The organism is Mesorhizobium sp. M0145 (assembly GCF_040322355.1).
Lineage (GTDB): Bacteria > Pseudomonadota > Alphaproteobacteria > Rhizobiales > Rhizobiaceae > Mesorhizobium.
On record NZ_JAMYTK010000001.1, the window covers coordinates 791,251 to 814,402 of the forward strand.

Here is a 23,152-nt window from a genome sequence, read left to right on the forward strand (position 1 = left end):
TTCCGTGTCAGCTTCGCGCTGCCCGGTCCGGCGCCATGCCGTAATCCTCGCTGCGCTCCACCGCGCGATAGAAATCGGCGAGCTGCTTGCCGCGCTCCGGCTTGAAGGTGCGGCCGGCGATGACCACCGAGGCGATGCGGTCGATGCGGAAGGCGCGGAAATCGCCGCGCATCTCACACCAGGCGACCAAGGTCCACACCTTGCCCCAGAACCACAGGCCGAGCGGGCGGATGTCGCGCGCGGTGCTGCGGCCGGCCTCATCCGAATAGTCGATGGTCAGCACCTGACGTTTCTCGATGGACCGCTCGATCAGGTCGATGGCTTCGCGGGCGGCATCGCTTACCACCCACATCGGCGTGTGGATCTCGGTACGGGCGATGCGGTCCTTTTCGGCGTCGGGCAACACGGCGCCTATCTTGACCAGCGCCTCGTCGGCGGCTCGCGCCATGGCCGCGCCACCAAAGGCGCGCACCATGCGGGCGCCGGCGACCAGCGCGACGATCTCGTCACGCGTGAACATCAGCGGCGGAAGGTCGAAACCCTCCCTCATCATGTAGCCGACACCGGCCTCGCCGTCGATCGGCACGCCGGTCGACTGCAGGTCTGCGATGTCGCGATAGATCGTCCGCTCGGAAACCTCGAGCCACGTGCCCAGCTTCTGGGCGGTGACCAGACGACCACCACGCAGATGCTGCACGATCTGGAAGAGCCTGTCGGCGCGGCGCATCGTATGGTCCCTCGGCGTCTATCGTTCCAGCCCTTCGCGCTTGCGCTGCGCGGCGACGAAGGCCGCGCCGAAGGACAGTTTCCTCGTTGTCGGCGTGCTTGCGTCGACCACCCGCCAGAACGGCGCAACGTCGCCCAGCGCCATACCACGCTCAAGATCCTCGTTGGCGGCCTCGGCGACGGTGCGCAGATGATAGCCGATTGTGACCGGACATGTCATCTCGGCACCGTGCTCGATGGCGAGAGCGGTGCGCAAAGCGCGGATATTCATGTCCATGCCTTCGGGGATGGAGCGGATGAATGCATGAACCTGGCGAGCTGTAGGAACCAGCATCGGCTGGCCTTCGACGACGTCGCCGATGGTGCGTGGCGACGGTCTTATGCCGTTGATGCCAGGCGTGCTCAGCCTGTCGTTCCAGCTTTTCATCGATCGTCCTCTCGGCCATCCGGCTCCGGCGGCCATCGCACTATGGCACGAGCCTCCTGACACCATACTGTCAGGAGGCTTCAGCATGCCCATTTCAGCTCGTCGCCAGGTCGCATCCAAACGCCACGCAGAAAGCTTGCCTCAATTGCCGCCATTGCGGCGGTCGCCATACATGTCCGGCCAACCAATATCCTTGCGGATGTCCGCCGGCAGGGTGTTCATGAATCGCTGGGTGCGGATCTCATTGCGGATCGTCCGGATCTTGCCGACATAGTGCTGCACGCTACGCAGAATGGTAATACCGTTCATGGCTGGTCTCCTCTCTTTCGATGCAGGCACTATCGCACACCCCTGCTGACAGCAGTCTGTCAGGAGGGTGCGGCTCTCATGACCGGCGTTCCGATTTATCCATCGAAGTGACAAGGCAGTGCTGAAAAGAGGCCTGCCGCAGTGGAAGCCGGCGATCCCGGAGCCGCTTTGACAGCCAGCCGCGATGCTGATCAAAGGCTGCATGTCGAAACTTCTCGCGCTCGTCATCATCCTCATGATGGTCATCCAGCTCATCAAGCCGCTCGGCTGGCCCGGGCTGAAGCGGCGCAGCGATTTCTGGAAGCTGGCGCTGCTGGCGATGGCGGCGATTTCGATTACGGCGGTGCTCGGGCACTGGACGTAATGCATGTCGCGCAAAAATGTGCAGCGGTTTTGCGACAACGACATGCATAAAAACAAGAACCTGAAGCGCGTCGGATGAGGCCAATCGAACGCGACGCGCTTTAGTGCGGGCGGCCCGCTACGCGACGCCCGGTTCGTTGGCGAGCACCAGGCTGACCAGATGTTCCGCCCAGGCTCGGTAGCCGGCTTCCGAAGCGTGAAATCCATCCGATGCGAAGCCGGCATCGGCATCCGTGATCGGCAGCCGGGGCGCCGGTATGGCGCCGCGTTCGAGGCAAAGGCGCTCGCCCATCCGGTTCACCTCGACGGCGCGGATTTCGAGGATCTTGCCGAGCAACGGCGGCATTGCCGGAGCCCGGGTGAACTCCAGCACCGGCGACCACACCACGCGAGCCTCAGGCCATTTGGCGCGCAGCGCGTAGAGCAGGCCGCCAAACTCGCGCTTGAAGCGCGGTACCGAATGAAAATTCTTGGTGTCGTTGGTACCGATGGCCAGCACGATATGCGTCCACGGATCGGCCGATAGATTGGGCAGCACATGATCGCGGATCTGGCCAGAGGTTGCCGAGTTGAAGCCGGCCGCCCGCCAGCGCACGGTGCGGCCGGTGCGTTGCGCAATCAGAACTGCCAGTTGCGCGGCCAATCCGTTTTCGGAATTGCCGATCCCTACCGAGGCGGCGGAGGAATCGCCAAGCACCAGAACCGAGATTGCTGGCGCCAGGCCAGATATCTCGTGCATGACCGGACCTTGTGCCGGCAGCATGCGGGCGGTGCGGCGACGCACGCCAAGTCCTTGCCAGACATAGACCGGAAAGGCGAGCCAGGTGAGAAGGGTCGGAAAGCGCCGCATGACAAGTCCCTTTTAGGGCAAAGCGAACAGCACTTAGCGCATGTCGGGCCGAAGGCGAAAGACCTTGGGTGACCGCCCGTCGTCAATGGCAGCAGCTGTCCTGCATCTCGGGCGTATCCGCATATTCGTCGTGCAGCCGCACCCAGTCCACCAGGCTATGGTGGGGACCGGTTTCGTTGCGACCCTTCGGCGTCAGGTCGAGATAGTGATAGGCGCCGATCAGCGGATCGCCGCCTCGGGAGCGCGAGACGAAGGTCAGGAAGATGTCGCCTTTCTCGTCGCGATAGAACACGCTGGTGCCGGGAAGATCCTTCGATTGCCGCGCGCGCCGCTCGAAATTGTAGGTCGTGTCGCCGGCCGCGATCTGCTTGTCGGTGAATGACACCTGCATGTCGAAGTTGAAGTCCGAAGCGTACGACGACACCCAGTCGAATTTCCAGCCCATGCGCTGCTTGTAGGGCAGAAGCTCGGCCAGCGGCGCCCGCGCCACCACCACGAGCGAGACGTCGTGGTGCCTGAGATGCTGGTTGGCACCGTCGATGTGGTCGGCAAGGAACGAGCAGCCCTCGCAACGATAATCGGCGCCCGGCCCGAACATGAAATGGTAGACGATCAGCTGGCTGTTGCCGCCGAACAGGTCGGGCAGTTTCTTTGGCCCTTGCTCGGTCTCGAAGACATAGTCCTTGCGGATCTTCAGCCACGGCAATTCGCGGCGTTCGGCAGCGATGCGGTCGCGAAAACGCGTCAATTCCTTTTCGCGCGCCAGATGCGCCTTGTGCGCCTGAAACCAGTCTTCCTGCGACACGGTCTTGTTGTTTGGCATAGGTCTGCTCCTCTTTTCACGGAGGACGATCGGCAGCGAGGAATGCCGACACAGAGCTGCATTTTCAGTAGCAGGAAATTGCAGACCTTGCTGCTTTCAAACAAACCCGGGCACATGGCCCGGGTCGGAGGGAACGCAACCTGAATTCCGTCAGGCGGCTTGCTCAAGCGTCGGCTGCCATTGTCCAAGCGCTGCCAGATGGTTCATGTGGGCGCGATGGGCGAAGGCGGCCTGCGCGGCGGCGACGTTCGCCGCCTTGCCGCCCCAGGCCTTCTGCGGAGCGGCCTGCAAGGCGCGGCCGTAGGAGAAGGTCAGCTTCCACGGATGCGGCCCGATGGCGTTGATGGCATTGAGGTTGGCGGTCGCCTCCTCGTCAGATTGTCCGCCCGACAGGAAGGCAATGCCTCCAATAGCGGCCGGCACCGTCTCGCGGAACAGTTTTATCGTCTTTTCGGCAACTTCGTCGGGGCTGCTGACCTTGCCTGATTTCTTGCCGGCCAGCACCATGTTCGGCTTCAGGATGGTGCCTTCGAGGACGACGCGAGCCGCATAGAGCTCGGTGTACAACTTTGTCAGCGTCGCCTTGCTGATCTCGTAGCAGGTGTCGATGTCGTGGGCGCCGTCCATCAGCACCTCCGGCTCGACGATCGGCACGATGCCGGCCTCCTGGCAAAGCGCGGCGTAACGGGCGAGCGCATGGGCATTCGAGCCGATCGACGTGGCGGAAGGCACGCCCTTGGCAACATCGATGTCGATCACCGCGCGCCATTTGGCGAAGCGGGCGCCGAGCTTGTAATAGTCGGCAAGGCGTTCGCGCAGGCCGTCCAGGCCTTCGGTGATGGTGTCGCCGGGAAAGCCGGCCAGCGGCTTGGCGCCGGCATCGACCTTGATACCGGGGATAGCGCCTGATGCCTTGATGATGTCGACCAGCCGTGTGCCGTCGGCGGCCTTCTGGTGAATGGTCTCGTCGTAGAGGATGACGCCGGAAATGTACTTGGTCATTGCATCGCTGGCGCGGAACATCATCTCGCGATAGTCGCGGCGGCTGTCGGCGGTCGACTCGACGCCGATGACGTCGAAGCGCTTCTTGATGGTGCCGGAGCTCTCGTCGGCAGCCAGCAGGCCCTTGCCATTGGCCACCATCGCGGCGGCAATGTCCTCGAGACGTTCGCTCATCGTGCTTCTCCTGAAAGAATTGATCCGCGCCCAGCAGACCACCAGAGCAACGCAGGTTCAAGTCGAACCATTTCGCCGGGTAAGCGCGAATCGATTGAAAGTCGCGGGCGCACTCCTTCGCGCTGCTCTTGCGGCCGATCTCAGCGCTTCAAGACGTCGACGCCGGGCAACGGCTTGCCTTCCATCCATTCGAGGAAAGCGCCGCCGGCCGTCGAGACATAGGTGAAATCATCGCTGACGCCGGCATGATTGAGCGCCGCCACCGTATCGCCGCCGCCGGCGACCGAGACCAGTCTGCCGGCCCTGGTGCGCGCTGCCGCGTGCCTGGCCGTCGCCACCGTTGCATGGTCGAACGGCTCGATCTCGAAGGCGCCGAGCGGCCCGTTCCAGACCAACGTCGCGGCGCGGTCGATCCATTCGGCAATGGTTTTCACGGTTTTCGCGCCGACATCGAGGATCATGCCGTCGGCCGGCACGTCTGCTATGGCGACGGTCTCGTTGGCGGCGCCGGCCCTGAACTCCCTGGCGACAACGCCGTCGGCGGGCAGGATGATGGCGCAGCCGGCCTCGGCTGCCTCGATCATGATCTGCTTGGCGGTGGTCGCGAGATCATGCTCGCACAAGGATTTCCCGACGTCGGTGCCGCGCGCCGCTAGAAACGTATTGGCCATGCCGCCGCCGATGACCAGCGCGTCGACCTTCTTCACCAGGTTCATCAACAGGTCGATCTTGGTCGAGACCTTGGCCCCGCCGACGATGGCGACAACCGGACGGACAGGATTGCCGAGACCCTTTTCCAGCGCATCGAGCTCGGCCTGCATGGTGCGCCCGGCGAACGCCGGCAGCACATTCGCCAGGCCTTCCGTGGACGAATGGGCGCGGTGCGCAGCGGAGAAGGCGTCGTTGACGAAAATGTCGCCGTTGGCGGCGAGCTTTTCGGTGAAGGTCGGGTCGTTCTTCTCCTCAGCTTTGTAGAAGCGGGTGTTCTCGAGCAGCAGCACGTCGCCGTTATTCATGGCAGCAACGGCATTTGCCGCCTTGTCACCGATGCAGTCGGAGGCAAAGCCAACCGGACGGCCGAGCACGTCCGCCGTCGCCTTGGCGATCGGCTCGAGCGAGAATTCCGCCGCCGGTCCATCCTTGGGGCGGCCGAAATGGGCAAGCAGGATGACCTTGGCGCCCTTGCCGGAGAGCTCGGCGATGGTCGGCGCAATGCGCTCGATGCGGGTGGCGTCGGTGACCTTGCCCTCGGTGACGGGAACGTTGAGGTCGACACGGACCAGCACACGCTTGCCGCTGATATTGCCGATGTCGTCCAGTGTCTTGAAGCCGGCCATGCTGATCCCTTTCGCGAAAAATCGCGGGGACCTTACCCCGCATCGACGACGATGCAAGACCTGGCTAACGGTTCGCCGAAAATATGATTCACGTGTCGAGGACGAAGTGCCCACGGGGAGCAAGATGGCAGCAATGGCGCGAAACGCACCGACATATGGCTTACCGATTGCGCACCACGATGCATGCGCCGCCCACGCTGTGCAGTTTCTGGCAAATATCGTCGGCCTTGGCTTTGGTGTCGGCGCCGATCCGCACCGCATAGATGCCGCGCCTGCCGATCGGTGTGCGCACCCGGCTGACCACCGGATCGCGACCGCTGAGCAAGGCTGGAAACCGGCGCTTCACGTTGCTCCACTGGTTGAGCGCCGCGGCGCGACGGAAATTCCCGGCCACCTGCACCCCCCACGGCTTGATGTTGATCGACGACATCGGCACGGTTCTGGACATGATCACCGGCAGCTCGCGGCAAGCGGCAGCGAAACTCGCCTTCTTGTCGAGCGGCCGGATGACGCCGGCGTAGGCGGTATTGGTGAAGTTGTCGGCCGGCTCGCCCATGACGTCCAGAACGTAGCTTTCGGTCTCCATCGGCAAGAAGCCGCCGGAATTCAGCCAGCGCGTCACCCGGCTCTCGCCGGCATTGTAGGCTGCGGCGGCGAGGCCGAGATTGCCGAAACCGGATTTCATTTCGGCGAGGTATTTTGCCGAGGCCGGGATCGCCTGTTCGATGTCGAAGGAATTGGCGAGCCCGCGCATCCTGGCGGTGCCCGGCATGAACTGGGCAATGCCCTCAGCGCCGACGGGGCTGACCGCATTGGGATCGAAACGGCTTTCCTTCCAGATCAGCCGGGCAAAGAAATCCCGGGGCAGGCCGTTCTGGTCGGCATGCGTCTCGATCAGGTTGCAAACCTGGTCGATCAGCTTCTTTTTGGCGGGCCGTGGTGGATCGGCCTGAACGGCTGTCGCCCAGATCAGCCCGCAAATGACAACCAGCGCCGCGCCGAGCAAACGCCGCATCGAACTACTCCGCCGCGGCTTTGCCGTGTTGCCCGAACCGCCGTTCGATATAGTCGGCGACCATCTTCTCGAAATCCGCGGCAATCGATGGGCCGCGCAGGGTCGCCGCCTTCTTGCCGTCGACGAACACCGGGGCGGTCGGCATCTCGCCGGTGCCGGGCAGCGAAATGCCGATATCGGCATGTTTGGATTCGCCCGGACCGTTGACGATGCAACCCATCACCGCGACTTTGAGGTTCTCGACGCCGGGATATTGTTCACGCCACACCGGCATGTTCTTGCGCAGGTCGGCCTGGATATTCTGGGCAAGCTCCTGGAACACGGTCGAGGTCGTGCGGCCGCAGCCCGGGCAGGCGGCGACGATCGGCACGAACTGCCGGAAGCCCATGGTTTGCAGCAGTTCTTGCGACACCTGCACTTCGCGTGTGCGGTCGCCGTTCGGCTCCGGCGTCAGCGAGATGCGGATGGTGTCGCCGATGCCTTGCTGGAGCAGGATGCCCATGGCAGCGGACGAGGCGACGATGCCTTTCGAGCCCATGCCGGCCTCCGTCAGGCCGAGGTGCAGCGCATGGTCGGATCGGGTGGCAAGCTCGGTGTAGACGGCGATCAGATCCTGCACGCCGCTGACCTTGGCCGACAGGATGATTTTCTCGCGCGCAAGGCCGATCTCTTCGGCCATTTCGGCCGACAGGATCGCCGATTGCACGATTGCCTCGCGCGTCACTTCCTGCGCGGTCAGCGGAAAGCCTTGGGCCTGGTTGTCATCCATCAGCCGGGTCAGCAGCTCCTGGTCGAGCGAACCCCAGTTGACGCCGATGCGCACCGGCTTGTCGTATCGGATCGCCATCTCGACGATTGCCGCGAACTGCCGGTCCTTCTTGTCCTTGAAACCGACATTGCCGGGGTTGATGCGGTACTTGGCCAAGGCCGCGGCGCAGGCCGGATGATCGGCCAGGAGCTTGTGGCCGATATAATGGAAATCGCCGACCAGCGGCACGTCGATGCCGAGCCGCTCCAGTCGCTCGCGGATGGCCGGTACGGCGGCAGCGCTTTCGTCGCGATCGACCGTTATGCGCACGATCTCGGAGCCGGCGCGATGCAGCGCCGCCACTTGCGCGACCGTCTGGTCGACATCGGCCGTGTCGGTGTTGGTCATCGACTGGACGACGACTGGGGCGCCGCCGCCGACCATCACGCCGCCGACGTCGACACCGACCGACCTGCGGCGCGGGAAGGGTGAGGAAAAATATCCGGTCATGCCGGCTGCCTTTAATCTTGAAGGTCCGGGCATGAGGTGGAGGAGCAAAGATGGCTTGTCAATGGCGACTGGCGCGCAGGCCCAGCAAATCGGAAATAACAAGACGGCAGCTTGCCGCAAATCCGCGAGCGTTTCCGGCAGCATAGCGATGCCACCGGAAAGATCGCGCGCCGGGCGGCGCTTCTAGTCCTGGAAGGGCTTCAGTGGGTCGTCGGTTTCGCCTTCAGTTTTTCAATCTCGTCCTTGAGCGCCAGCTTGCGCCGCTTGAGATTCACGATTTCGAGGTCGTCTACCGACGGATGGGTCATCGCATCGTCGATTTCCCGTTCGATGTCGCCGTGTTTCCGCTGCAGCTCATCAAGATGGGATGCAAGAGACATGATTGGTTCTCCCTTTCATGATTTCCTCGGATTGCAGCCGTCATGGCACGTCCACCGCAGGCTCGCTTCTGTGACGGCATAATGACAGTGTGCCACCATCGCGCACCGATGTCGAATGCTGCGTGGTAGCATTCCACGCCAATATGAAATGTGATATGGGCTGCGCGCCGGTGCAAGAAGACCCGGTCCCGCCCAATCAGGCCCATAGTTTGGGCGCCGCAGACGTGCAGACGGTAAAAATGTCCGATCAGGAACAGGCAGATATCCGCCTCGAATATTCCCGGCTGAAGCAGGAACACGCCGATTTCGACGCGGCAATCAATGCGATGATTGCCATGAATTGCGACCCGCTGCAGATCCAGCGCATGAAGAAAAAGAAGCTCTTCCTGAAGGACAGGCTGATGGCGCTGGAAGACAAGATCATTCCAGACATTATCGCTTGAACGGACGCCGGCGCTGGCCTGCTGGAAAGGCGGCCTATGCCGCGATCGAAAGCCGCGCGGCGCGCTCGAGCAACAGCTCTATCAGGTCATCGGTCTTTTCGGTCGAGGTATCGATGGGAACCACCAGGCACATCGTCGCCTCGACCCTGCCCGGCGCTGAAAAGACCGGCGCGGCCAGACATTTCGTGTAGGCATCGACAAGGCCGGAGGTGACGCAGTAGCCGGCCGACTTGGCGACGGCGATGTCGTCTATGAAATCGTCGAGCTGCAATCTGCGGCCGTCCGGCAGCACGAGATCGTCCTCGGAGACCATATCCTCAATCGCTGCCCTGTCGAAGCCGGCGAGCAGCAGTCGCCCGGAAGCTGTCCAGGGGAGCGGTATTTGCAGACCGGTCGCCGAGCTGATCCGGAATGGCCTCGTTCCCGGGCTTGAATGGACGATGGTGTAGCGGCCGCTTTGCAGCATGCACAACTCCGAGGTCTCGCCGGTCTCGCGTGACAGATGGTCGACTTCCTGGCGCCCTCGCCTGAGCAGGTCGTTGCCCCGCACATAGTCCATTCCGTAGAGGTAGAGCTTCTTTCCGAAATAGACCCGATTGCCGTCCCCGGCCATTTCCAGCAGGCCTGCGTCGACCAGCGAGCGCACCAGCGTATAGGTCGTCGATCGCGGTGCATTCACCCCTCTGGCAAGGTCGCCAATGCCGATCGCACGCTGGGTCGTGTGGAGAAACTCCAGAATCTGGAGGACCCGGTTGAGGCCCTTCTCCCGAGAACCCGAGTTCTTGTCTTCGTCCAGACCGGCGTCCGGTCGAGCGGCCAAGGCATTGCCATCTTGCATTATCGATTCCTGATGTTAATCTGTCTTGTACAGAGTACAGGCGTCTCTTGTAAGGGACAATGACGTCAGTTGCAACCGATGCCTGTACTGCTGATCCAAAGGGGAACACAACACGAAAGGAGGTCGCCGTGAACGACACATCCAAAAGGCGTGAATTTCTGAAACTGGGAATGGCCGGGCTTGCAACGGCCGGAGTGATGAGCGCCGCTACCGCGGTCGACGTTCAGAAAGCGGCGGCCCAGGCAGCGCCGGACAGCCTGCTGCGCACCGTCCTCGAGCGCGGCAAGGTAATCGTCGGCACCGGCAGTACCAATGCGCCCTGGCATTTCGAGAACGACGCCGGCGAACTGGTGGGCATGGACATCACCATGGGTCGCATTCTCGCCAAGGGGCTTTTCGACGATCCGACCAAAGTGGAATTCGTCATGCAGGATCCGGCTCAGCGCATTCCAAACGTGACCACCAACAAGGTCGACATCACCATCCAGTTCATGACCATGACCGCCCAGCGCTCGCAGCTGATCCACTTCTCCCGACCCTACTACGTCGAAGGCATCGCCTTGCTGACCCTTCCGAACGCCGAAAACAAGACCTTCGACAAGCTGCTTGCCGGCGGTTCGGCGACGCGGATTTCCATCCTGCAAAATGTCGATGCCGAGGCTAACGTGCATATCGTCCTGCCGGAGTCGCAGGTGATGCAGATAGACACGCAGGCCAACGTGCTGCAGGCCTTGGAATCGAAGCGCGTCGACGCCGCCGCGGTCGATCTGTCAACGGTGCGCTGGCTCGCCTCGCGCAATCCGGATAAGTACTTCGATGCCGGCAAGAGCTGGTTCTCGATGCTTTATGGTGCCGCGCTGCGGCAGGGCGACCTCGACTGGCTGACCTTCGTCAACCAGACCTTCACCATCGCCATGTTCGGCCATGAAACGGCACTCTACGACGCTGCGTTCAAGGATTATTTCGGACAGGAGCCGCCGGCGCGCCATCCCGGTTTCCCGGTCATTTGATGCAAGCAGGCGGAAGGACAACGTCCTTCCGCCTTCTCTCATCACAGCCCTCCATGACGAGGACGCATGGGTTATACTCTCAACTTCAACCTTATCTGGCGGCATTTCGACAAGCTCTGGGGCGGACTGCTGCTAAGCCTCGAACTTGCCGTCATCTCGATCGCGATCGGCATCGTCATCGGGCTCGTTCTGGCGGTCTGGTACGTGTCGGCCGGACGTGCGGTGCGGACCATCATCGCGGGGTATGTCGAGTTCATCCGCAACGTGCCGCTGATCCTGCTCGTCTATCTGGTCTTCTACGGCTTGCCGACGGTGGTCGACATTGCCTACAGCGCGCAAACCTCATTCATTGCCACGCTGTCGCTCTACAGCGGCGCCTACCTGGTCGAGGTGTTTCGCTCGGGGCTCGAGGCGGTGCCGCGCGGTCAGCTCGACGCCGGCAAGGCAATCGGCCTGACGCCATGGCAAAGGCTGCTCGATGTGCGCCTGCCGACGATGCTGCGCATAACCCTGCCGGCGCTTTCCAACACATTCATATCGCTCTTCAAGGATACGTCCGTGGCGTCGGTCATCTCGGTACCCGAACTCACCTATGGCGCCCAGTGGATCAACTTCAACACGTTCCGCATTGTCGAAGTCTATCTGGTGGTGACGGCAATGTACCTGTTGACCGGCTACACGCTGCTTTTCGCGCTGCGGCTCGTCGAGCGCCGGTTCAAGGCGGCGCGCTGACATGCTGAGCCAGATCATCTACGCCTTGCCGTTCCTCGCCGAAGGCTTTGCCGTAACCTTGTGGGTGTCGCTGCTGGTCGTGGTGTTATCGCTCATCGCCGGCGTGCTGATGGGCGTCGGCCTTGTCTATGGTCCTTTTCCGCTGCGCTGGGCAGTGCGCATCTTCAGCGACACCATACGCGGCATTCCGATCCTGGTGCTAATCTTCTTCGTCTATTACGGCCTGCCCGCGGTGGGGCTGCATCTGGAATCCTTTTGGGCGGCCGTGTTCGCCCTCACCCTCTTCAAGACCGCACAAGTCGTCGAGTATCTCAGGGGCGCCGTCGGCTCGATTCCCAAGGGTCAGTCCGAGGCGGCGATGGCGATCGGACTGACCTTTCGCCAGCGGCTGGTCTACGTCATTTTTCCGCAGGCGTTCAGGCGCTTCCTGCCACCTTGGATCAATGGCGTCACCGACGCGGTGAAGGGCAGCGCGCTGGTCTCGCTGCTCGGCATCACCGACCTCATGCAGGCAATCAACCAGGTCATCGGCCGCACCTATGAGGCGATGCCACTCTACATTCTCGGTGCGCTCGTCTACTTCGCCGTCAACTACGCCCTCTCCTTGGCCAGCCGGCGCCTGGAGCGGCGTTTCTCCTTCATCCGGGAATAGCACGATGTTCAACGCCTCGCACCAGAATCCGGCACTTCTCGATGTCACCGAGGTTTCCAAAGCCTTTGCATCCGTCGAGGTCCTGCGCTCCGTCAGCCTGCAAGTAACACGCGGCGAGGTCGTGACTATCATCGGCCCCTCCGGCAGCGGCAAGACCACGCTACTGCGCTGCGTCAACTTCCTGGAGAGCTACGACAGCGGCTCGATCCGTATCGACGGCAAAGAAGTCGGCTATCGCGAGACGGGAACACGCCAGCGACGCAGCGAGCGCGACCTGGCGGCGATGCGAGCCGAGACCGGAATGGTGTTCCAGAGCTTCAATCTGTTTCCGCATTTGACTGCGGCCGGCAACATCATGCTTGGCCTGCGCAAGGTGCGCGGCAAGAGCAATGCCGAGGCCCGCACCATTGCCGAGCACTGGCTCGGCCGCGTAGGCCTCGCCCACAAAGCCGACAGTCTGCCGGCCGAGCTTTCCGGCGGCCAGCAGCAGCGCGTCGGCATCGCCCGCGCCGTGGCGATGGAGCCGAAGATATTGCTTCTCGACGAGATAACCTCGGCGCTCGACCCCGAACTGGTTGGCGAGGTGCTCGAGGTCGTGCGCAGCCTCGCCGAAGACGGCATGACGATGCTGATGGTCACGCATGAAATGGCTTTTGCGCGCGACGCATCGAGCCGCATCGTTTTCATGGCGGATGGCGGCGTCAGTGCCGTCGGACCACCCGCCGAGATTCTGGCGGCGGGGTTCGACAATGAACGCCTTCGCAGTTTCCTGGCGCGGTTTCGCGCCTCGCATTTTTGACATCGGACGGCGAAAGCTGTCGCAAGGAGCTTTTATGACGCCTTACATCCGGCTCGCGGAATTGGGCCTGACACTGCCCGAGCCGCCGAAGCCCATCGCCAACTTCGTCACCTATGCCGAGAGCGGACGGCTGATCTTCCTCTCCGGCCAGGGGCCGTTGCGCGCCGATGGCGCGCTCTGCACCGGCAAGGTCGGAGAGGATGTCAGCGTTGAAGAGGCCTACGGGCATGCGCGTCTGACCGGCCTGAACCTGCTCGCCGTCATGCATGCCGCGGCCGGCGACCTCGGCCGCATCGTGCGCGTCGTCAAGCTGCTTGGCTTTGTCAATGCGACGCCGACATTCAGCGAGCACCCCAAGGTGGTGAACGGCTGTTCCGATCTTTTCGCGGCCGTCTTTGATACGCTTGGCGGACATGCCCGTTCCGCGATCGGTGTCGGCTCGCTGCCGGGCAACATCACAGTTGAAATCGAGGCGGTCGTCGAGATCGCCGCCTGAAATCTTAAACAGGATCTACAGAGATGACGACCTATGCCGCTGACCGTTCCAACACGACAATCCGCGAACGGCTTGGCCTTCGCCCAATCATCAATGTCTCCGGCACGATGACGGCACTCGGTGCTTCGATCATCGTGCCAGAAGCGATTGCCGCAATGTCGGAAATGGCCTCGCAATGGGTCGAGATGGACGATCTGCAGCGCGCCGCAAGTAGGGTGATTGCACGCCTTACCGGCGGCGAGGCCGGCTTCATCACCGCATGCTGCGCCAGCGGCATAACAATGGCGATTGCCGGCGCGATGACCGGGACCAGCCTTCTTGCGATCGAGCGGCTGCCGGACGACACCGAGGGCCTCAAATCGGAGGTCATCGTTCAGCTTGGTCACATCGTCAATTATGGCGCGCCGATCGACCAGTCGATCCGGCTTGCCGGAGCCAAGGCAGTGCCTGCCGGCACGGTCAGCGTCACCCAGGATTATCATGTTGCCGAGGCGATCCGGGACCGGACGGCGGCAGCCCTCTACGTCGTTGCGCACCACACCGTGCAATACGGCATGCTCTCGCTTGAGGAGTTCTGCGAGATTTGCCACGCCAAGGGCGTGCCGGTGATCGTCGACGCCGCCTCGGAATACGATTTGCGTGGCTTTCTGGCGCGCGGCGCCGACATTGTTGTCTACAGCGGGCACAAATTTCTCTCAGGGCCGACAAGCGGCATCGTTGCCGGCCGCAAGGATCTGGTACGGGCCGCCTATCTTCAGAACCGGGGCGTTGCGCGCGCCATGAAGGTCGGCAAGGAGAGCATTGCCGGCACTATGGCGGCCCTGGAAGCCTGGGAGCGGCGCGACCATGCCGGCATTCGCCAGCGGGAAGACGCCGCACTGCATCTGTGGCAAACCGCATTGCAGGGCCTGCCTGGCATCGAGGCACGTATCATTCCAGATCCGACCGGAAATCCTCTCGACCGCCTGCAGGTGTTTGTTGCGCCGGAAAGCCGCTTCACCGCCGCCGGCCTCGCCTCGGCGCTTGCGGCGGGTTCGCCGCCCGTGATCGTGCGCAACCACGAGGTCGAGCGCGGTCACTTCTTCCTTGATCCGTGCAATCTCCATCCCGGCGAGGCGGAGATCGTTGCCGAACGCCTGCGAGCGGTGTTGAGTGCTGCCGATCGGCCCGCGGATGCGATGAAACCCGCTCGCAAGCAGTCCGCCGGAGCGCTGCGCTGGCCGGACTAGACATCGCCAGAGCGTGGTCGAGCCAGTGCCTTCCAGCGCCGGCTTCGCATCGGGCCAGTGCGCCATCACGGCAGTGTGAATGAACTTTTAGTCTTCGGGCGGAATAAACCACCCCGCCCATTGGTCTCCCAAACAGACGCCATTTCCGGCGTGCAGGAGACCGGTATGACCCACCACCACGACAATGAAGCTGACGGCATCAGCCGCCGTCATGCACTGGAATGCATGATCTGGGCCGGCACGGGAGTGCTGTGGACAATTTCGGCCGGCGTGCCGGTTTCGCTCAGCCTGCTCGGTGCGTCGCAAGCCGCCGAGGCCTTGGCCACCGGCTTCACTTTCCTCCAGATCTCCGACAGCCACATCGGCTTCGACAAGGCTGCCAACCCGCACGCCATCGACACGCTGAAGGAGGCCATCGGCAAGATCCAGGCGTTGCCGCAAAAGCCCGCCTTCATGATCCACACCGGCGACATCACCCATTTGTCGAAAGCCGCGCAGTTCGACAACGCTGCCCAGATCATCGGCGGCGCAGGCTTCGACGTGCATTATGTGCCCGGTGAGCACGACCTGATCGATGACGGCAATGGCCAGGCCTATCTCGACCGCTACGGCAAGGGCACCAAGGGCGCTGGCTGGTATTCGTTCGACCAGAACGGCGTCCATTTCATCGGCCTGGTCAACGTCGTCAACCTGAAGGCTGGCGGGCTGGGCAATCTCGGCGCCGACCAGTTGGCATGGTTGGCCGATGATCTGAAGGCGGTCACCGCCTCGACGCCAATCGTCGTCTTTGCCCACATCCCGCTATGGGCTGTTTATCCCGAATGGGGCTGGGGCACCGACGACGCGGCGCAGGCCTTGGCCCTGCTCAAGCGCTTCGGCTCTGTCACCGTACTCAACGGCCATATCCACCAGATCATGCAGAAGGTCGAAGGCAACGTTACCTTTCATACCGCGCGCTCGACCGCTTTCCCGCAACCGGCGCCGGGCACCGCAGCCTCACCCGGGCCGATGACGGTACCTGCCGGCCAGTTGCGCAGCCTGCTCGGCACAAGCAGCGTGACAGTCAAGCAAGGCGGGCAGGACCTCGCCATCATCGACAGCACGCTGGCCTGAGGGGAAATGCGATGATCCGCTTCCCATCCCGCGTCTTGGTCGTATCCCCTGTCACGTTCGGTTTGGCGGCGATCCTGATAATGGTTGCCATGCCACTGAACGCAGCAGACCAGCCAATGGTCAAGATCGAGAACTTTGCCTTCACACCGGCGGTGCTGACGGTAAAGCAGGGCACTACCGTGACCTTCGAGAATGACGACGACATCCCGCATCTGGTGGTCGCCAACGATGCCTCGTTTCGCTCCAAGGCGCTTGACACCGGTGACACATATGCCTTCACCTTCACCAAAGTGGGCGACTATGCCTATTTCTGCGGGCTTCACCCGCACATGCAGGGCAGGATCACCGTCGCTCCGTGAGGATTTTCGGAAGGTTCTGCCCGGGATGCCGGGCGATGCGACGGTGTTGAACCAAGAGGCCGCGACCGAGCGCTTTCGCGAGGTGGTTCTGCCCCATCTCGCGGATGCGCTTGCGCTTGCCCGCTGGCTGACCGGCAACGCCGCCGACGCGGAGGATGTGGTGCAGGAGGCCTGTTTGAAGGCGCATGCGGGCATCGCCGGCTATGCCGGCGGCAATGCGCGCGCCTGGCTGCTGGCGATCGTGCGCAACGCCTCTTACTCCTGGCTGGCGCGCAACCGGCCGCGCAGTATCGTCGCCGTCGGCGACCTGAGCGACCTCGATGACATGACGGCTGCATATGGCGCCGGGCTGCCGGATACGGATAGTCCTGAGGCAAGCCTGATCGCCAAGGCCGACACGGCCGCACTCGAGGCGGCGATCGCCGCGCTGCCGCACCAATTTCGCGAGACTGTGGTGCTGCGCGACATCAACGGCCTCAGCTATCGCGAGATCGCGACGCTGCTTGGCGTGCCGCTAGGAACGGTGATGTCGCGGCTGGCGAGGGCGCGCGGTCTGCTGATATCCCAACTTGGGAGGGCGCCATGAGCGCGCACAACGATGGACTGCCCGATGACCCGGCGGGCGTGGAGCTGATGATCCATGCCTTGGTCGATGGCGAGCTCGACGCAGCAGCAGCATTGGCTGTCGAGCGACGCATCGCGGCCGATCCGGCGCTCGCCGCCGAGCATGCCCGCATCGTTGCGCTGCAGACGGTCGTCAGCGGGCTGCCGAGGCTCGATGTCCGTGAGGATTTCAAGGCTCGCATCGCTGCAATCGGGACAGCCGGTACGGAGAAAGTGCTGCCGGCGCCGGCGCCCGCCGCTCGAGTGCCGCCGGCACACAGAGCGGTGCACCGATTTGGCGCGTTCGACTGGCGCGCGCTGGCGGCGTCGATCATCGTTACCGCCGTGCTGGCCAGCGGCGCGACGCAATGGATGATGCTGAGCAGGGCGCCCGACAGCTTTGCCGCCGCGGTCGCCAGCGGCCATCGCCGCAGCCTGCTGGCAGCCAGCCCCGTGGACGTCGTCTCGTCGGACCGGCACACGGTCAAACCTTGGCTGGATGGCAGGGTCGGCCTGTCGCCGCCGGCACCTGACCTTGCCAGTGACGGCTTCGCGTTGCTCGGCGGCCGGGTCGAGGTGATCGCCGACCAGCCAGTGCCGGCACTGGTCTACAGGCACCGCGAGCACCTGATCACTCTCGTCGCCGCGCCCGAGGAAACCGGCTCGACAGCCGGACCGGTCGATCTTTCTGCTGGTGGCTTCTCGCTGGTCCACTGGAGCGACAGCGCCTTTTCCTATTGGGCGATTTCCGATACCGAACGGCCTGAACTTGACGACTTCGTCAACCGCTTCCGAGCAGCGGCCGCCCGATGACAGACCGCCCCTGTCCATGTGCGTAGCCACGGAGACGGCACAAGCGGCTTTGCCGTTTCCGGCCATCCTTGCGGCTCCCCTCGATTTCAGCTAATGCGCGCTTTTGCCGCCGGAGAGCAGAAGCTTGGACGATCACCGCGCCGACGTCGCCATCATCATGGGCAGCCAGTCCGATTGGGCGACGATGCGCCACGCCGCCGAAACGCTTGAGGCGCTTGGAATTCCGCACAAGCGCCTGATCGTCTCGGCCCACCGCACGCCCGACCGGCTCTATGACTTCGCCAAGGGCGCCAAGGCGGCCGGCTACAAGGTGATCATCGCCGGTGCCGGCGGTGCGGCGCATCTGCCCGGCATGACGGCGGCGATGACGCCGCTGCCGGTGTTCGGCGTGCCGGTGGAATCAAAGACGCTGTCGGGCCAGGACTCGCTGCTATCAATCGTGCAGATGCCGGCCGGCATTCCGGTCGGCACTTTGGCCATCGGCAAGGCCGGCGCTGCCAACGCTGCACTTCTGGCCGCCGCGGTGCTGGCGCTGAGCGACGAAAAGCTCGCCGCCCGGCTGGATAGCTGGCGCGCCGCGCAGACCGCCAAGGTGGCCGCCGAGCCCACGGACGCGCCGTGAGCCTGCCGGCGGGATCGAGCATCGGCATCATCGGCGGCGGCCAGCTTGGCCGCATGCTGGCGATGGCCGCGGCCCGCCTCGGCTACCGCATCGTCGTGCTGGAGCCGCAGCCGGATTGCCCGGCGGCACAGGTCGCCAACCGGCAGATCGTCGCCGCCTATGACGACGCGGCCGCGCTTAGCGAGCTGGCTGCGGCCAGTGCCGTCGTTACTTATGAATTCGAGAACGTACCGGTCGCGGCCGCCGCGGCACTTGCCTCTACGGTGCCGGTCTATCCGCCGGCACGCGCACTGGAAGTGGCGCAGGACCGGCTGGCGGAAAAGAAATTCCTCAACGGCATCGGCATACCGACCGCGGATTTCAGCCCCGTCGACAATGACGAGGAACTGACGGCTGCGCTGAAACAGTTCAACGGCAGCGGCATATTGAAGACGCGCCGCATGGGCTATGACGGCAAGGGCCAGCGTGTCTTCCGCAACATGGAAACAGGCGGCTTTGCCGGCACTTGCGAGGCGATGGGCAACGTGCCGTTGATCCTGGAATCCTTCGTCACCTTCGAGCGCGAGATTTCGGTGATCGCCGCGCGCGGCAGCGACGGCTCGCTCGCCGCCTACGATCCAGCGTGGAATGTCCATCGCAACGGTATTCTTCACAGCTCGACGCTGCCGGCCGGAGTAAAATCCGAGACGGCGGCTGCGGCTCAAACGGCGGCGGCAGAGATCCTTGCAGCGCTCGACTATGTCGGCGTCATCGGCGTCGAATTCTTTGTCCTTGCCGACGGTTCGCTGTTGGCCAACGAGATAGCGCCGCGCGTCCACAATTCCGGCCACTGGACGGAGGCCGCCTGCACCATCTCGCAATTCGAGCAGCACATCCGCGCCGTCGCCGGCCTGCCGCTGGGAAATCCCGCCCGGCAGTTCGACTGCGTCATGGAAAACCTGATCGGCGACGATGTCAGGCGCGTTCCTGATCTGCTCGCCGAGCCCGATCTGATGCTGCACCTCTATGGCAAGGCCGAGGCGCGGCCCGGCCGCAAGATGGGCCATTTTACGCGCGTGAGCCGCCGCAGCTAGAGCATGATCCCGAACCGAAGGTCCGCGCTAGCGAAAAGTGGAATCCGGATTTCGGAAAAGATCATGCTCAAACACAAAGTTAGAACCTACGCTTACTGGATTTCGCCGCTCTCGTCCTCGTCGGGGCTGGCGCAGCTCACATCGCCTTCCGCGCAGGTCGAATCGGCGGTGAGCTGCTTGGTGCGATCGTCGGTCAGCCGCGTCAGGCATTCCGATATCAGCATCGGATAGATCGAGCCGCCTTCGCTGTCCGCGGCGGAATAGCTGCATTCCGCGTCGCGAAAAGCGATCCAGGCGCGCTGCGCCGTCTGCAACAGCTTCCTGGCTTTTGCGTCACTTTCGCCGATGAGATCCTGGTAGGCCTTGTTGAGCTTGGCGTCGGCGGATTTGTAGTCCGCGTCGGCGCAGATGTTCATCATCTGCTGGCTGTCGTCGTTGCGGTCGCATTCCTGCGCATAGGCAACAGAACCTGCCGCGAGGACGACAAGACAGGCGGACACAAGAATTCGGCGCATGACGATCTCCAATTCGCAACCGCATCATTCCAGCCGTCTCAAGCCTGCGCAACGCCGCAAGACGCCAGTGGCGGATATTTGATGATACGAAACGGTCCGTATCGTTTAGGCAACGCGCTTGACACGGGCAACGCTCCTCGTCTATGAGCCACGCACAGTTCAAAGGCGCGTCTGTGGGCGCGCCTTAATAATTCGGCCCGTGACCGGGCCCAGACCGACGGGCAAGACCATGAAAATCAAGAATTCGCTCAAGGCGTTGAAGGCGCGTCACCGCGACAACCAGCTGGTTCGTCGCAAGGGCCGCATCTACATCATCAACAAGACCGCGCCGCGCTACAAAGCGCGCCAAGGTTGAGTTTTCGACGGAGGCTGCGCGCCTCCGTTCGCATGATACGCCTCTCACGCTAAATTCAGTTTGACGATCCGGCGTCGGGGGCTAGATTCCCGCGATGCGGATTCTTTTTGCATTTTTCACGGCTTTCCTTGTTTCCGGCGCTGTCTCGCTGCCGGCGTGGGCTGAAGATCCGACCACAACTCCGCCGACAGCACCTCCGGTCGTCAAGACGAAACAGGCGCGGCTCGATCAGCTGTTTGCCGATCTCAAGCGCGAACGCAATGAAAAGGCGGCCGAGCGCATCGCCGGACGCATCGGCAGCGAGTGGTCCCAGTCGGGCAGCGCCTCTATCGACCTGATGATGCAATGGTCGCAGAAGGCGATCGAAAACCAGAAATTCGATGTTGCACTCGATTTCCTCGATCAGGTGGTGACTTTGCAGCCGACCTATGCGGAAGGCTGGAACCGGCGCGCCACTGTTCATTTCATGATGAAGAACTACGGGAAGTCGATGGCGGACATCGACCGCACCCTGCAGCTCGAACCACGCCATTTCGGCGCGCTTTCGGGCCTGGCTCAGATCATGGCCGAAACCGGCCACAAGCAGTCGGCACTTGAGGCCTGGCAGCGCGTGCTCGGCATCTACCCAATGATGCGCAGCGCCCAGGACCAGGTCGCCGCACTTTCCGAGGAGCTTGCCGGCGAAGGCATTTGAGACCAGTAAGGGAGTAGGGGAATAGGGGAATAGGGGAGTAAGGTAGTATGTGAGAGGTGCAGATTGCACTGTGGCACACATGCGCCCTACTCCCCTACTCCTGAACCGGTCACAGGCTGATGCAAGCTGGCGGAGTTCGGCGTCTATCCTAACCCGACTGCCGTCGATGCGCCCGGCTGGCGCCGCGTTTACGACGCGCCATGCAGCCGGCCTATCCGGCAGCCGCGGCCGACATTAGCGGCCGACTTCCGATCCGACATAGGCGATGCGCAACATGTTGGTCGAGCCCGGCGTCCTCAGCGGCACGCCGGCCGTGATGATGACGCGGTCGCCCGGCTTGCCGAAACCTTCATCGAAGGCGATGCGGCAGGCGCGGTCGACCATGTCGTCGAGGTCGCTGGCGTCGGGGGAAACGACGCAATGCGTGCCCCACAACAGCGACAGCCGCCGCGCCGTGTTGAGGATCGGCGACAGCGCCACGATCGGCACTTGCGGCCGCTCGCGCGCGGCGCGCAAGCCGGTCGTGCCGGACGCGGTATAGGTGATGATCGCCGACAGCTTCAGCGTCTCGGCTATTTCGCGGGCGGCGAGCGAGATCGCGTCGGCTCCGGTGGCTTCCGGTTCCGAGCGCTGCGCGTTGATAATTCCGGCATAGGTCGGGTCGGTTTCGACCTTGGTGGCGATCCGGTTCATCATCGCCACCGCCTCGACCGGATAGGCGCCGGCGGCGGACTCCGCCGAAAGCATGATCGCGTCGGCGCCTTCAAACACGGCGATCGACACGTCCGACACCTCGGCCCGCGTCGGCACCGGCGCGGTGATCATCGATTCCAGCATCTGCGTGGCGACCACCACCGGCTTGCCGGCACGGCGCGCGGCGCGGGTGATCTGCTTCTGAATGCCAGGCACGGCTTCGAGAGGCATCTCGACGCCGAGATCGCCGCGGGCGACCATCAGCGCATCCGAAAGCTCGATGATCTCGGCCAGCCGGGCGACGGCCTGCGGCTTTTCGATCTTGGCCATGATCAGCGCCCGGCCGCGTGCGATCTTGCGCGCTTCGGCCAGGTCCTCGGGCCGCTGCACGAAGGACAGCGCCACCCAGTCGACGCCGGTCGCCAGAACCGCGTCGAGATCCCGGCGGTCCTTTTCCGTCAGCGCGCCGACCGGCAGGTCGGTGTCGGGCAGGCTGACGCCCTTCTTGTCGGAAATGGTGGTGCCGGCGACGACGGTGCAGACGATCGCCTTGCCGTTGCTGCTGACCGCCTTGAGCTCGAGCTTGCCGTCGTCGATCAGCAGGCGATGACCAGCCTCGACCGAACGCAGGATTTCGGGATGCGGCAGGTAGACCCTCGTCGAATTGCCGGGCTCGGGATTGTCGTCAAGCGTGAAGGTCTGACCGACGGTCAGCACCTCTTTGCCGTTGGCGAACTTGCCGACGCGCAGCTTTGGCCCTTGCAGGTCGGCGAGAACGCCGATCGGCCGGCCGACCGCCTCCTCGACGGCACGAATGCGGCCGACAAGCGTACGCATCAATTCATGGTCGGTGTGGCTCATATTGATGCGGAACACGTCGGCGCCGGCTTCGAACAGCTTCTTCAGCATCTCCTCGGACGAGGAGGCCGGACCGATGGTGGCGAGGATCTTGACCTTGCGGCTGCGTCTCATTGACTGTTTGTTCCCGGGGCGGCTGGAGCGCCATCCGTTGCGGGCTCGTCAGTCAGCTGGACCATCCAGCTTGCCTGCTCGCCCGTGTCATATTCCTGGAATCCGGCGCGCTGAAAGCCCCGGGCGACGCAATCGGTAACGCCGGCGATCTTGAACTCTTTTTCGGCCACGCACATGTTGATCGGACCATCCCAGCGTCCGCCGCGCTCGGCGTCTTCTGCATAAAGATAGTAAAACCTTGATGACAACGGTCCCTCGATCAGCGTCTTGCAGCTCGATCCTTCGATGTGCCACCAGCCTTCGGTGATCCAGCCGGCTTTGGCGCGATAGCCGATGCCGACACCGACCAGGTTCTGCGTGGCGTTGCAGACCCGGAAATCGGCCCGTGCCGGCGAGGCCGAAATCACCGCGAAAAGACCCATGGCCGGTACCAGGAGCGGCATGGCCAAGGCGTGGCGCACACGCAGCCTGCCGGCG

The 23,152-nt window shown here is 63.3% G+C and carries 30 protein-coding genes; 16 read left to right on the top strand and 14 right to left on the bottom strand.

The features are described from left to right. Positions 1–7: 7 nt before the first annotated feature. The 3 genes from NKJ28_RS04005 to NKJ28_RS04015 form a co-directional block, all read right to left on the bottom strand. The gene (locus tag NKJ28_RS04005; RefSeq protein ID WP_023678491.1) at positions 8–727 is read right to left on the bottom strand and encodes a helix-turn-helix transcriptional regulator; all 720 of its coding nucleotides are present in this window, start codon (positions 725–727) and stop codon (positions 8–10) included. Between the two features lie 18 nt (positions 728–745). Continuing rightward, positions 746–1,153 carry a hypothetical protein gene (locus NKJ28_RS04010; RefSeq protein WP_352574803.1) on the bottom strand — a complete coding sequence of 136 codons (408 nt, stop codon included), beginning with the start codon at positions 1,151–1,153 and terminating at the stop codon, positions 746–748. A 141-nt stretch (positions 1,154–1,294) separates the two neighbouring features. Next, positions 1,295–1,462, bottom strand: coding sequence for a hypothetical protein (locus NKJ28_RS04015; protein ID WP_023678489.1), 168 nt, complete (start codon positions 1,460–1,462; stop codon positions 1,295–1,297). Between the two features lie 202 nt (positions 1,463–1,664). Here NKJ28_RS04015 and NKJ28_RS04020 point away from each other — a divergent pair, with 202 nt between their 5' ends. Continuing rightward, positions 1,665–1,826, top strand: a complete 162-nt coding sequence (locus NKJ28_RS04020; RefSeq protein ID WP_352454847.1) for a hypothetical protein — start codon at positions 1,665–1,667, stop codon at positions 1,824–1,826. A 117-nt stretch (positions 1,827–1,943) separates the two neighbouring features. On the opposite strand, the gene NKJ28_RS04025 is transcribed toward NKJ28_RS04020, so the two are convergent. The 7 genes from NKJ28_RS04025 to NKJ28_RS04055 form a co-directional block, all read right to left on the bottom strand. Next, the gene (locus NKJ28_RS04025; protein WP_352634153.1) at positions 1,944–2,675 is read right to left on the bottom strand and encodes an SGNH/GDSL hydrolase family protein; all 732 of its coding nucleotides are present in this window, start codon (positions 2,673–2,675) and stop codon (positions 1,944–1,946) included. Positions 2,676–2,757: 82 nt separating this feature from the next. Next, on the bottom strand, positions 2,758–3,498 hold the full coding sequence (locus NKJ28_RS04030; RefSeq protein WP_352634155.1) for a DUF899 domain-containing protein: 741 nt from the start codon (positions 3,496–3,498) through the stop codon (positions 2,758–2,760). Between the two features lie 150 nt (positions 3,499–3,648). After that, positions 3,649–4,674 carry a class I fructose-bisphosphate aldolase gene (locus NKJ28_RS04035; protein ID WP_352634157.1) on the bottom strand — a complete coding sequence of 342 codons (1,026 nt, stop codon included), beginning with the start codon at positions 4,672–4,674 and terminating at the stop codon, positions 3,649–3,651. 140 nt (positions 4,675–4,814) lie between these two features. Then, positions 4,815–6,011 (bottom strand): phosphoglycerate kinase, encoded by a 1,197-nt coding sequence (locus NKJ28_RS04040; protein ID WP_352634159.1) that lies wholly within the window; start codon positions 6,009–6,011, stop codon positions 4,815–4,817. A 160-nt stretch (positions 6,012–6,171) separates the two neighbouring features. Then, positions 6,172–7,026, bottom strand: a complete 855-nt coding sequence (locus NKJ28_RS04045) for a lytic transglycosylase domain-containing protein (protein WP_352634161.1) — start codon at positions 7,024–7,026, stop codon at positions 6,172–6,174. Between the two features lie 4 nt (positions 7,027–7,030). Then, positions 7,031–8,284 carry a flavodoxin-dependent (E)-4-hydroxy-3-methylbut-2-enyl-diphosphate synthase gene (gene ispG / locus NKJ28_RS04050; protein ID WP_352634163.1) on the bottom strand — a complete coding sequence of 418 codons (1,254 nt, stop codon included), beginning with the start codon at positions 8,282–8,284 and terminating at the stop codon, positions 7,031–7,033. A gap of 200 nt (positions 8,285–8,484) precedes the next feature. Next, positions 8,485–8,664 carry a YdcH family protein gene (locus NKJ28_RS04055; protein WP_023678481.1) on the bottom strand — a complete coding sequence of 60 codons (180 nt, stop codon included), beginning with the start codon at positions 8,662–8,664 and terminating at the stop codon, positions 8,485–8,487. Between the two features lie 239 nt (positions 8,665–8,903). Between NKJ28_RS04055 and NKJ28_RS04060 the strand changes: the two genes are divergently transcribed. Continuing rightward, entirely contained in the window at positions 8,904–9,107 is a 204-nt protein-coding gene (locus NKJ28_RS04060; protein ID WP_023678480.1) for a YdcH family protein, read from the top strand. A 34-nt stretch (positions 9,108–9,141) separates the two neighbouring features. Here NKJ28_RS04060 and NKJ28_RS04065 read toward each other — a convergent pair whose 3' ends face one another. Further along, positions 9,142–9,945, bottom strand: a complete 804-nt coding sequence (locus NKJ28_RS04065; protein ID WP_352589863.1) for an IclR family transcriptional regulator — start codon at positions 9,943–9,945, stop codon at positions 9,142–9,144. 128 nt (positions 9,946–10,073) lie between these two features. Here NKJ28_RS04065 and NKJ28_RS04070 point away from each other — a divergent pair, with 128 nt between their 5' ends. The 12 genes from NKJ28_RS04070 (at position 10,074) to NKJ28_RS04125 (ending at position 19,446) form a co-directional block, all read left to right on the top strand. After that, on the top strand, positions 10,074–10,955 hold the full coding sequence (locus tag NKJ28_RS04070; protein ID WP_031212143.1) for a transporter substrate-binding protein: 882 nt from the start codon (positions 10,074–10,076) through the stop codon (positions 10,953–10,955). A 66-nt stretch (positions 10,956–11,021) separates the two neighbouring features. Further along, complete coding sequence (locus tag NKJ28_RS04075) at positions 11,022–11,687, top strand: amino acid ABC transporter permease (protein WP_023678477.1); 666 nt, start codon at positions 11,022–11,024, stop codon at positions 11,685–11,687. Between the two features lies 1 nt (position 11,688). Next, the gene (locus NKJ28_RS04080) at positions 11,689–12,339 is read left to right on the top strand and encodes an amino acid ABC transporter permease (protein WP_023678476.1); all 651 of its coding nucleotides are present in this window, start codon (positions 11,689–11,691) and stop codon (positions 12,337–12,339) included. 4 nt (positions 12,340–12,343) lie between these two features. Next, complete coding sequence (locus NKJ28_RS04085; RefSeq protein ID WP_352634165.1) at positions 12,344–13,138, top strand: amino acid ABC transporter ATP-binding protein; 795 nt, start codon at positions 12,344–12,346, stop codon at positions 13,136–13,138. A 34-nt stretch (positions 13,139–13,172) separates the two neighbouring features. Next, positions 13,173–13,634, top strand: a complete 462-nt coding sequence (locus NKJ28_RS04090) for a RidA family protein (RefSeq protein WP_023678474.1) — start codon at positions 13,173–13,175, stop codon at positions 13,632–13,634. Positions 13,635–13,657: 23 nt separating this feature from the next. Next, positions 13,658–14,863, top strand: a complete 1,206-nt coding sequence (locus NKJ28_RS04095) for an aminotransferase class V-fold PLP-dependent enzyme (RefSeq protein WP_031212142.1) — start codon at positions 13,658–13,660, stop codon at positions 14,861–14,863. Positions 14,864–15,028: 165 nt separating this feature from the next. Continuing rightward, positions 15,029–15,976 (top strand): metallophosphoesterase family protein, encoded by a 948-nt coding sequence (locus NKJ28_RS04100; protein ID WP_023678472.1) that lies wholly within the window; start codon positions 15,029–15,031, stop codon positions 15,974–15,976. Positions 15,977–15,987: 11 nt separating this feature from the next. Continuing rightward, a complete protein-coding gene (locus NKJ28_RS04105) occupies positions 15,988–16,335 on the top strand; it encodes a cupredoxin domain-containing protein (protein WP_023678471.1) in 348 nt (115 codons plus the stop codon). A 25-nt stretch (positions 16,336–16,360) separates the two neighbouring features. Continuing rightward, on the top strand, positions 16,361–16,921 hold the full coding sequence (locus NKJ28_RS04110) for a sigma-70 family RNA polymerase sigma factor (protein ID WP_352817726.1): 561 nt from the start codon (positions 16,361–16,363) through the stop codon (positions 16,919–16,921). Continuing rightward, complete coding sequence (locus NKJ28_RS04115) at positions 16,918–17,751, top strand: anti-sigma factor family protein (RefSeq protein ID WP_352589876.1); 834 nt, start codon at positions 16,918–16,920, stop codon at positions 17,749–17,751. Before NKJ28_RS04110 ends, NKJ28_RS04115 begins: the two co-directional genes overlap by 4 nt. A gap of 124 nt (positions 17,752–17,875) precedes the next feature. After that, on the top strand, positions 17,876–18,373 hold the full coding sequence (gene purE / locus NKJ28_RS04120) for a 5-(carboxyamino)imidazole ribonucleotide mutase (protein WP_023678468.1): 498 nt from the start codon (positions 17,876–17,878) through the stop codon (positions 18,371–18,373). Then, positions 18,370–19,446, top strand: coding sequence for a 5-(carboxyamino)imidazole ribonucleotide synthase (locus NKJ28_RS04125; protein WP_352634168.1), 1,077 nt, complete (start codon positions 18,370–18,372; stop codon positions 19,444–19,446). Before purE ends, NKJ28_RS04125 begins: the two co-directional genes overlap by 4 nt. A gap of 92 nt (positions 19,447–19,538) precedes the next feature. On the opposite strand, the gene NKJ28_RS04130 is transcribed toward NKJ28_RS04125, so the two are convergent. Further along, a complete protein-coding gene (locus NKJ28_RS04130; RefSeq protein ID WP_352634170.1) occupies positions 19,539–19,961 on the bottom strand; it encodes a lysozyme inhibitor LprI family protein in 423 nt (140 codons plus the stop codon). 229 nt (positions 19,962–20,190) lie between these two features. Here NKJ28_RS04130 and ykgO point away from each other — a divergent pair, with 229 nt between their 5' ends. After that, the gene (ykgO, locus tag NKJ28_RS04135) at positions 20,191–20,316 is read left to right on the top strand and encodes a type B 50S ribosomal protein L36 (RefSeq protein WP_006203764.1); all 126 of its coding nucleotides are present in this window, start codon (positions 20,191–20,193) and stop codon (positions 20,314–20,316) included. 94 nt (positions 20,317–20,410) lie between these two features. Then, complete coding sequence (locus tag NKJ28_RS04140) at positions 20,411–21,010, top strand: tetratricopeptide repeat protein (RefSeq protein WP_352454860.1); 600 nt, start codon at positions 20,411–20,413, stop codon at positions 21,008–21,010. 234 nt (positions 21,011–21,244) lie between these two features. Here the strand turns inward: NKJ28_RS04140 and pyk are convergent, their stop codons facing one another. Continuing rightward, positions 21,245–22,675, bottom strand: a complete 1,431-nt coding sequence (gene pyk / locus NKJ28_RS04145) for a pyruvate kinase (protein WP_352454861.1) — start codon at positions 22,673–22,675, stop codon at positions 21,245–21,247. Then, positions 22,672–23,118, bottom strand: a complete 447-nt coding sequence (locus tag NKJ28_RS04150) for a DUF1036 domain-containing protein (RefSeq protein ID WP_502894514.1) — start codon at positions 23,116–23,118, stop codon at positions 22,672–22,674. The genes pyk and NKJ28_RS04150 overlap by 4 nt, the downstream gene beginning before the upstream one ends. Positions 23,119–23,152: the final 34 nt, after the last annotated feature.

Bases quoted from the DNA above. Each gene is read 5' to 3' on its own strand.
- NKJ28_RS04005 (WP_023678491.1), bottom strand. From the start codon at position 727: ATGCGCCGCGCCGACAGGCTCTTCCAGATCGTGCAGCATCTGCGTGGT.
- NKJ28_RS04010 (WP_352574803.1), bottom strand. From the start codon at position 1,153: ATGAAAAGCTGGAACGACAGGCTGAGCACGCCTGGCATCAACGGCATA.
- NKJ28_RS04015 (WP_023678489.1), bottom strand. From the start codon at position 1,462: ATGAACGGTATTACCATTCTGCGTAGCGTGCAGCACTATGTCGGCAAG.
- NKJ28_RS04020 (WP_352454847.1), top strand. From the start codon at position 1,665: ATGTCGAAACTTCTCGCGCTCGTCATCATCCTCATGATGGTCATCCAG.
- NKJ28_RS04025 (WP_352634153.1), bottom strand. From the start codon at position 2,675: ATGCGGCGCTTTCCGACCCTTCTCACCTGGCTCGCCTTTCCGGTCTAT.
- NKJ28_RS04030 (WP_352634155.1), bottom strand. From the start codon at position 3,498: ATGCCAAACAACAAGACCGTGTCGCAGGAAGACTGGTTTCAGGCGCAC.
- NKJ28_RS04035 (WP_352634157.1), bottom strand. From the start codon at position 4,674: ATGAGCGAACGTCTCGAGGACATTGCCGCCGCGATGGTGGCCAATGGC.
- NKJ28_RS04040 (WP_352634159.1), bottom strand. From the start codon at position 6,011: ATGGCCGGCTTCAAGACACTGGACGACATCGGCAATATCAGCGGCAAG.
- NKJ28_RS04045 (WP_352634161.1), bottom strand. From the start codon at position 7,026: ATGCGGCGTTTGCTCGGCGCGGCGCTGGTTGTCATTTGCGGGCTGATC.
- ispG (WP_352634163.1), bottom strand. From the start codon at position 8,284: ATGACCGGATATTTTTCCTCACCCTTCCCGCGCCGCAGGTCGGTCGGT.
- NKJ28_RS04055 (WP_023678481.1), bottom strand. From the start codon at position 8,664: ATGTCTCTTGCATCCCATCTTGATGAGCTGCAGCGGAAACACGGCGAC.
- NKJ28_RS04060 (WP_023678480.1), top strand. From the start codon at position 8,904: ATGTCCGATCAGGAACAGGCAGATATCCGCCTCGAATATTCCCGGCTG.
- NKJ28_RS04065 (WP_352589863.1), bottom strand. From the start codon at position 9,945: ATGCAAGATGGCAATGCCTTGGCCGCTCGACCGGACGCCGGTCTGGAC.
- NKJ28_RS04075 (WP_023678477.1), top strand. From the start codon at position 11,022: ATGGGTTATACTCTCAACTTCAACCTTATCTGGCGGCATTTCGACAAG.
- NKJ28_RS04080 (WP_023678476.1), top strand. From the start codon at position 11,689: ATGCTGAGCCAGATCATCTACGCCTTGCCGTTCCTCGCCGAAGGCTTT.
- NKJ28_RS04085 (WP_352634165.1), top strand. From the start codon at position 12,344: ATGTTCAACGCCTCGCACCAGAATCCGGCACTTCTCGATGTCACCGAG.
- NKJ28_RS04090 (WP_023678474.1), top strand. From the start codon at position 13,173: ATGACGCCTTACATCCGGCTCGCGGAATTGGGCCTGACACTGCCCGAG.
- NKJ28_RS04095 (WP_031212142.1), top strand. From the start codon at position 13,658: ATGACGACCTATGCCGCTGACCGTTCCAACACGACAATCCGCGAACGG.
- NKJ28_RS04100 (WP_023678472.1), top strand. From the start codon at position 15,029: ATGACCCACCACCACGACAATGAAGCTGACGGCATCAGCCGCCGTCAT.
- NKJ28_RS04105 (WP_023678471.1), top strand. From the start codon at position 15,988: ATGATCCGCTTCCCATCCCGCGTCTTGGTCGTATCCCCTGTCACGTTC.
- NKJ28_RS04110 (WP_352817726.1), top strand. From the start codon at position 16,361: ATGCCGGGCGATGCGACGGTGTTGAACCAAGAGGCCGCGACCGAGCGC.
- NKJ28_RS04115 (WP_352589876.1), top strand. From the start codon at position 16,918: ATGAGCGCGCACAACGATGGACTGCCCGATGACCCGGCGGGCGTGGAG.
- NKJ28_RS04130 (WP_352634170.1), bottom strand. From the start codon at position 19,961: ATGCGCCGAATTCTTGTGTCCGCCTGTCTTGTCGTCCTCGCGGCAGGT.
- ykgO (WP_006203764.1), top strand. From the start codon at position 20,191: ATGAAAATCAAGAATTCGCTCAAGGCGTTGAAGGCGCGTCACCGCGAC.
- NKJ28_RS04140 (WP_352454860.1), top strand. From the start codon at position 20,411: ATGCGGATTCTTTTTGCATTTTTCACGGCTTTCCTTGTTTCCGGCGCT.
- pyk (WP_352454861.1), bottom strand. From the start codon at position 22,675: ATGAGACGCAGCCGCAAGGTCAAGATCCTCGCCACCATCGGTCCGGCC.
- NKJ28_RS04150 (WP_502894514.1), bottom strand. From the start codon at position 23,118: ATGCCGCTCCTGGTACCGGCCATGGGTCTTTTCGCGGTGATTTCGGCC.